This is a genomic window from Variovorax sp. E3, assembly GCF_016082275.1.
Lineage (GTDB): Bacteria > Pseudomonadota > Gammaproteobacteria > Burkholderiales > Burkholderiaceae_C > Variovorax.
Window position 1 is genome coordinate 116,060 of record NZ_MOWM01000007.1, and the last position, 6,273, is coordinate 122,332.

At 70.7% G+C, this 6,273-nt stretch carries 8 protein-coding genes and 2 pseudogenes; 9 read left to right on the plus strand and 1 reads right to left on the minus strand.

Annotated features, from left to right (window positions below):
- The first annotated feature begins 57 nt into the window (after window positions 1-57).
- From BMG07_RS04665 to BMG07_RS04675, 3 genes and pseudogenes are all read left to right on the plus strand, one after another.
- A complete protein-coding gene (locus tag BMG07_RS04665) occupies window positions 58-777 on the plus strand; it encodes an energy-coupling factor ABC transporter ATP-binding protein (RefSeq protein ID WP_269758643.1) in 720 nt (239 codons plus the stop codon).
- Window positions 770-1,362, plus strand: a pseudogene (locus BMG07_RS04670) (energy-coupling factor transporter transmembrane protein EcfT). The gene BMG07_RS04665 and the pseudogene BMG07_RS04670 overlap by 8 nt, the downstream one beginning before the upstream one ends.
- A gap of 32 nt (window positions 1,363-1,394) precedes the next feature.
- Window positions 1,395-1,985: a biotin transporter BioY gene (locus BMG07_RS04675; protein WP_198083570.1), complete on the plus strand. Its 591-nt coding sequence runs from the start codon at window positions 1,395-1,397 to the stop codon at window positions 1,983-1,985.
- Window positions 1,986-1,997: 12 nt separating this feature from the next.
- Here BMG07_RS04675 and BMG07_RS04680 read toward each other — a convergent pair whose 3' ends face one another.
- Window positions 1,998-2,480 carry a DUF6314 family protein gene (locus BMG07_RS04680; RefSeq protein WP_198083571.1) on the minus strand — a complete coding sequence of 161 codons (483 nt, stop codon included), beginning with the start codon at window positions 2,478-2,480 and terminating at the stop codon, window positions 1,998-2,000.
- Between the two features lie 185 nt (window positions 2,481-2,665).
- On the opposite strand from BMG07_RS04680, the pseudogene BMG07_RS04685 reads away from it, so the two are divergent.
- From BMG07_RS04685 to BMG07_RS04705, 6 genes and pseudogenes are all read left to right on the plus strand, one after another.
- Window positions 2,666-3,045, plus strand: a pseudogene (locus tag BMG07_RS04685) (helicase SNF2).
- Window positions 3,046-3,417: 372 nt separating this feature from the next.
- Window positions 3,418-3,771, plus strand: a complete 354-nt coding sequence (locus BMG07_RS04690; protein WP_307866871.1) for an isochorismatase family protein — start codon at window positions 3,418-3,420, stop codon at window positions 3,769-3,771.
- Window positions 3,772-3,988: 217 nt separating this feature from the next.
- Entirely contained in the window at window positions 3,989-4,510 is a 522-nt protein-coding gene (locus BMG07_RS04695; RefSeq protein WP_269758644.1) for a hypothetical protein, read from the plus strand.
- 220 nt (window positions 4,511-4,730) lie between these two features.
- The gene (locus tag BMG07_RS04700; RefSeq protein WP_198083573.1) at window positions 4,731-5,336 is read left to right on the plus strand and encodes a hypothetical protein; all 606 of its coding nucleotides are present in this window, start codon (window positions 4,731-4,733) and stop codon (window positions 5,334-5,336) included.
- Complete coding sequence (locus tag BMG07_RS41490) at window positions 5,333-5,626, plus strand: hypothetical protein (RefSeq protein ID WP_269758645.1); 294 nt, start codon at window positions 5,333-5,335, stop codon at window positions 5,624-5,626. Before BMG07_RS04700 ends, BMG07_RS41490 begins: the two co-directional genes overlap by 4 nt.
- The coding region (locus BMG07_RS04705; RefSeq protein WP_307866872.1) for a VanW family protein at window positions 5,620-6,273 on the plus strand (654 nt) is incomplete at its 3' end. The genes BMG07_RS41490 and BMG07_RS04705, both read left to right, overlap by 7 nt.

Below are 6,273 nucleotides of genomic sequence, written 5' to 3' on the forward strand. Positions count from 1 at the left end.
CCCGGTGGGTTCGGGTACAGTGGGCGCCCCTTGCCGCAGCCGACCCCGCCCGAACCCATGTCTTCGCACAGCATCCACCTCGAGGCGGTGACGCTGGTGCGCGGCAACCAGCACGTCTTCGAAGGGCTGACGCTCAGCCTGCGGGAAACGCGCATCGGCCTGGTCGGCGACAACGGGGCGGGCAAGAGCAGCCTGTTCCGGCTCATCAGCGGGCTCGAGCAGCCGCAGCAAGGGCGCGTGCTCGTGCATGGCTGCGACACGCAGGCCGACCGCAAGCAGCTGCCGAAGCACGTGGGGCTGATGTTCCAGAACCCCGACGACCAGATCATCTTCCCGACCGTGGCCGAGGAGCTGGCCTTCAGCCTCACGGCGCGCGGCGAGACGCGGCAGGCGGCGCGGCAGCAGGCGCGCGAGTTCCTGGCGCAGCGCGGGCTCGATGCCTGGGCCGGGCGCGCCGTCGGTGAGCTGAGCCAGGGGCAGCGCCAGCAGGTGTGCCTGCTGGCCTTGCAGATCAGCCGGCCGGCCACGCTGCTGCTCGACGAGCCTTTCGCCAGCCTCGACTTGCTGAGCCAGGCGCGGCTGGCCGCGCAGCTCGACGCCACGGACCAGCAGATCGTCGTGTCCACCCATCTGCTCGAACACGTCTACGACTTCGAGCGCGTGCTGTGGCTCGAGCAGGGCAAGGTGCGCGCCGACGGGCCGGGCCGCGAGGTCTGCGAGGCCTATGCCGAGAACGTGCGCGAGCGCGCCGCGGCGGAGCGCGGCCGCCATGCGTAGCCTCTATTCGGAACAGCCGACGTGGATGCACGCGATGGCGGCGTGGGTCAAGCTCGCGGTGCTGTCGGTGTGCGGCACGCTGCTGGTGCTGGTCGAGGCCCCGGTGCACCTGGCCATCGCATGTGCCGTGGTGCTGCTGATCTTCACGTCGCTCGGGGCGCCCGCGTGGCGCCGCGTGCGCATGCTGCTCGGCGTGGCCATCGCCGGCGCCTGATCATCGGTTTTCACTGGGCCATGGGCACGACACCGCTCGGCGTGGCGAGTGCGCTGCGCCTGGCCAGCGCGGCCACGCTTGCGCTGATGCTGACCCTGACCACGCGCTTCGAAGACCTGCTGGCCGTGCTCGAAGCCGTGCTGCATCCCTTGCAGCGCCTGGGCGTGCCGACCGAGCGGATCGCGCTGGGGCTTGGCCTGATGCTGCGCTTCGCCGAGAATTTCTATGTGCAGTGGCAGCGCCTGGACGATGCCTACCGCGCGCGCTCGGGCCGCGGCGGCGGCCTGAGGCTGCTGGCGCCGTTGACCATCCGCACGCTGCAGACGGCGGAGCGCGTGGCCGACGCGCTGGCCGCGCGGCTCGGCCGCTGAACCTTCTTCTTCTCGATTGCAAATTGATCGCCATGACCACCACCGGCTCCCTCACTTCGTCCCGCTCCCTGTCTTACATCGCGCTGTTCGCGGCGCTGATGGCGGTGTTCGGCCTGATCCCCAAGATCGACCTGCCGTTCGGCGTGCCGATCACGCTGCAGTCGCTGGGCGTGATGCTGGCGGGCTGCCTGCTCGGGCCGCGCCGGGGCTTCCTGGCCATCGCGCTGTTCCTGCTGGCGGTGGCGCTGGGCCTGCCGCTGCTGCCGGGCGGCCGTGGCGGCCTGAGCGTGTTCGTGGCGCCGGCCGGGGGCTTCCTGTTCGGCTGGATGTTCGGTGCCTTCGCCTGCGGCCTGCTGATGCGCCTTGCGATGCGCCGCATGGCCGGCGCGACGGGCCTGCCGCTGCTGGCGGCGGCTTTCCTCTCGTCGGTGGTCGGCGGCATTGCCGTGGTCTATGCCTTCGGCATCGTCGGGCTCTCGTGGATCGCCCACATGTCGCTGTCGCAGGCCGCGCTGGCCATGCTGGTCTTCATTCCGGGCGACCTCATCAAGTGCGGCATCTGCGCGATGCTCGTGCAGACGGTGATGCGCGGCATGCCGGCCTGGCGGCTCGACCGCGACTGATTTTCGGCCGGCCTACGCGGCGCGCCGGGTGAAGACGGTGGCCGAGAGGTAGTCCTTGCGCGGGCCGCGCACCGTGTGGCGGATCTCGAACGAGCCGTCCGCCAAGAAGCGGTAGCTGCTGTCGTAGGTGTCGGGCGTGCACAGGTGCGTGGCCGACCCGGCGAGCGCGTCGCCGTCGCGCACGATGCCGATGGCGTGGAACAGGCGCGGCGGCGTCTCGGCGAAGTGCACCACGAAGCCGCCGGGCGCGCGCTCGAAGAGGTATTCGCGGTGCCCGTCGAACTCCTTGCCGTCGGCCAGCCGGATGCGGCCTTCCTCGCGGTACTTCAGCACGCCCTGCCCGCCGGGGGTGAACACGGCGATGCCGGTCATGGAGGCCTGGCCTTCGATGGTCCGCGCCAGCGTCCAGGCGCCGGCCAGCGCGTCGAAGACGGCATCGGCGGTGCCCCAGGGCGTCAGGGGCGCAAAAGAGGTCGAAGAGGGCGGCGCACGCATCCGGACACTCTACGACAAGCCGTTTGCGCCTTTTCCGATGTGTGATTGTTTCCGTAGTGTGAACACCGCGGTTCCGTTTGCTAAGGGTTTTTACTTAGACAACGGCGCACAATTGATCCCATGGACCAGCCCTTCAGCTGATCCAGACCAAGAACCAAAAATCAAACCAATTGAAGGAAATCCAAATGACCGCCTCGAAGATCCTCTCCGCCGTTGCCCTCGCCCTGCTGGCCGTTGCCGGTGGCGCCCATGCCGAAACCTATGACGGCGTGCATCAACTGACCTCGGCCGCCAGCCGCGCCGACGTCGCCAGCCAGGCCGTCGTGGCCGCGCACAGCGCCAACCCCTACGCCACCGCGCCAACGCCGGCCCGGCCCAAGTGATTGTTTCGACGGCCAACCGCGCCACCGTTCGCGCCGAAGCCGTGGCCGCCGCGCACAGCGACAACCCGTACGCCGAAGGCGCATCGGCAGGCGTGGCACCCGTGCTGGCCAGCACGGTGGACCGCGCGGCAGTGCGCGCAGCGGCCCGTGCCGCCGCTCGCGGCGACGCGCTTCCGCTGTAATTTGTCGGCAGCGTGCCCGCTTCGGTGGGCATCGATCGAAAAAAGGCCGGGCCATGCATTGCATGGCCCGGCCTTTTTGCATGCACGGGGACGCTCATGACCGGCTCATACGCCGTCCGTATCATGGGTCGATGCAAGCCCAACCCCTCGCCCTGAACCCCGGCCAGACGGCCTCATCTCCATCGACCTGCAACACAGCAACGTGGGCCGCCAGCTCGCGCCGCACACCGCCGCCGATGTGGTGCAGCGGAGCAAGCGCATCGCCGACAGCCTGCGCGCGGCCGGCGGCACCGTCGTCTGGGTGCGCGTGGACGTGACCGCGCTGCTGAGCCTGCGGCGGACGCCTCCATCGGCCGCCCGCCCGGGTCGCCCGTGCCGCCGCCCGAGTTCTCCGAGCTGGTGCCCGAGCTGCAGGTGCAGGCGGCCGACGTGCGCATCACCAAGCGCCAGTGGGGCGCGTTCTACGGCACCGACCTCGACCAGCAACTGCGCCGCCGCGGCATCAAGACGCTGGTGATGAGCGGCATCGCGACCAACTTCGGCGTCGAATCGACCGCGCGCGCGGCCTTCGACCGGGGTTACGAGCTGGTGTTCGTGGAAGACGCGATGAGCTCGCTGGCGGCCGAGCCGCATGACTTCGCGAACAAGGAGCTGTTCCCGCGCATGGGCCGCGTGCGTTCGACCGACGTGCTGCTGGAGGCCATCGCGGCCGGCGCGCAGCGCTGACGACGGCCGCTTGCCTGGGTCAGCGCCGCGCGGGCAGCCGGCGCAGGGGGCGACGAGGAAGGGCGCGCCGGCGTCTGTGTCGGCGTCCGTGTCGTGCAGTGCCACTGACCACAGGGCCGTGCCGTCGTCGTCTTCAGGGCGTGCGCACAGCGTGCCCATGTAGAGCAGCCGCGTCGCCCGTGGGTCGTCGCACGGCATCACGGCCTCGTCGCAGCAGGTGTCCGCCACCGACGCCTCGCCCCCGGCCCCTGGACGATGCAGGGCGCGCCGCATCAGCCGCAAGCTCAGGCGCGCCGGTGGCGCCGTGCGTTCACCCGCCTGCGCCACGGGCACCGTCGCGCGCAGCCGCAGCTCGAGCGGCTCGCCGGCGCGAAAGCCCTCGCCACGTTCCAGCGAAATGTTCTCCAGCGCCATGCGCACGCGGCGCCGCTCGCGCAGCGTCGTGAAGACGAACACCACCGTCAGCACCGAGAAGCCCGCGAACACCGGCACCCCGACCACCATCCAGAGCCATTGCCAGCCGCCGGCCAGCGCCCAGGTGATCGCCTGGAAACCGAACACCGCGAAGAAGGCCAGCACCGCGAGCGCGATCAGCCACCCGAGCCAGTCGGCGGCCGACTTCGGGGCGCGCTCGGTGGCCTGCGGCGCGCCCGAGGTCCACGCGGCCGGCAGCCGTTCCTCGAAGGGTGGCAGGTCGATGGCGGGTGGGTGCTGCGGCATGAAGAGGCGCCGAGCATAGCCACTCCCGGCCATGCGGCAGAGCTTGCCTTCGCCGAAAGGCGCATTGCCTTGGCGCGGGGCATCCCGCATGATGACGCGGGGCGAAAGGGGAGGGTCGCAGGACTTCATGCTTTCGCATTAATGCATCAAGGTGGTGCGCTCGGGCGAAAATACGGCGCGCTCCCGCCAGGAAAAAGAAAGCACGATCCGCCGCCGCACGAGGCGGCAACCCTCTACGCATGGCCCTCACTCTCGACCCCGAAGACACGCGCGGACGCATCCACGACCTGGTGTGGTGCGGCTTTCATCCCGACGCCGACGTCGAATGGATGATCACCGACGAGTACCTGGACCCCGACGAGCTCACGGCCGAGGACCGTGCCTGGGTCAAGGCCGAAACCGGGTTGGCCTGCGCCGCCAAGCACGCCGCCGAAGCCGGCTGGCCCGCGCAGACCGAGTACGACCGGCTCGAAGCCGTGTTCGCGCAACTGCGCGCCGAGAAGATCATTGCGCTGCACCGCGCCGGCAACACGCTGTCCGACGGGCACGACGACGTGCGCGAACAGTGGCGTGCCGCGGGCCGCCTGGCTTCGGGCATTCGCGGCTGCTGCTTCTATCACTCGCAGGACCTGGATACGGTGGTGCGCACCGGCCGCCTGCACCTGGCGTTCAGCGGCGGCATGATCCCTGAGATCGAGCAGCGCGAGGCCAATACCGTGCTGGTGGGCCAGCGCATCGCCGAGCTGCTGCGCGCGGCCGGCTTCGGCGTGCAGTGGAGCGGCGACATCAACGAGCGCATCGAAGCCGACCTCGGCCAATGGCGCAAGCGAGGCCCCTCCGCGTGAGCGTGCAGGCCTGGCAGCCGCCGCGCCGCATCGACGCGATCGATTTCTGGCTGCGCACGCGGCTGCTGGCCGCGGCCCATGCGCTGCGCGAAACGCTGCGGCCCTCGGCCCGGCGCTGGCCTGCCGACAGCCACGCACTGGCCGATGCGCCCGTGCTCGCGCAACACCGCACGCCGCTGTGGTCCGACGGCCGTGCCGATGAATTTCCGCTCGTGGCCGGCAAGGTGCAGAACCTGCGCGTGGCGCGCCGCGCCTTCGACGCCGTCGAGGTGCCGGCGGCGAGGTGCTGAGCTTCTGGCGCCAGCTCGGGCGGCCCGCCGCGTGGCGCGGCTTCGTCGTGGGGCGCGAACTGCGCGAGGGCTGCGTGGTGCCGACGCTGGCTGGCGGCCTCTGCCAGCTGTCGAATGCGTTGGCCACGGTGGCGGCGCGCGCGGGCTTCGAGCTGGTCGAGCACCACGGGCACACGGCGCGCATCGAGCAGGCTGACGCCGCCGATGGTGACGCGGTCGACGCAACGGTGTTCTGGAACTACGTCGACCTGAAGCTGCGCGCGAAGCACGCCTGGCGGCTCGAGGTGGAGCTGACCGACAGCGAGCTGGTGCTGCGCATTCGCGCGCGTGCGCCGTCGGCTTCGGCCGCGTTGCCCGTCGTGCTGCGTCGCGCGAATGAAGAAGAGGGCACGTCGCCCGCACTGCCCCTGGCACGCGGCTGCCTGAGCTGCGACCAGACCGCGTGCTTTCGCCATCGGCCTCGCATCGACATCGCACCGCAGGGGCTCACCGCCGTTCTCGTCGATGGCTGGACGCCCGAGTTCGCGCGCTATCTGCAGGCGACGCACGCGGATGCGCAACGCAAGCAGCCCGTGCCGTTGCGGCTCGCGTTCTGGCGCGCGTTGGCGGCGGGCTGGCGGCGCGAGCCGGTGGCCGCGGGCGCGCCG

Excerpts from the sequence above, each read along its gene's own strand:
- BMG07_RS04675 (WP_198083570.1), top strand. The coding sequence starts at position 1,395 with ATGACCACCACCGGCTCCCTCACTTCGTCCCGCTCCCTGTCTTACATC.
- BMG07_RS04700 (WP_198083573.1), top strand. The coding sequence starts at position 4,731 with ATGGCCCTCACTCTCGACCCCGAAGACACGCGCGGACGCATCCACGAC.
- BMG07_RS04665 (WP_269758643.1), top strand. The coding sequence starts at position 58 with ATGTCTTCGCACAGCATCCACCTCGAGGCGGTGACGCTGGTGCGCGGC.
- BMG07_RS04680 (WP_198083571.1), bottom strand. The coding sequence starts at position 2,480 with ATGCGTGCGCCGCCCTCTTCGACCTCTTTTGCGCCCCTGACGCCCTGG.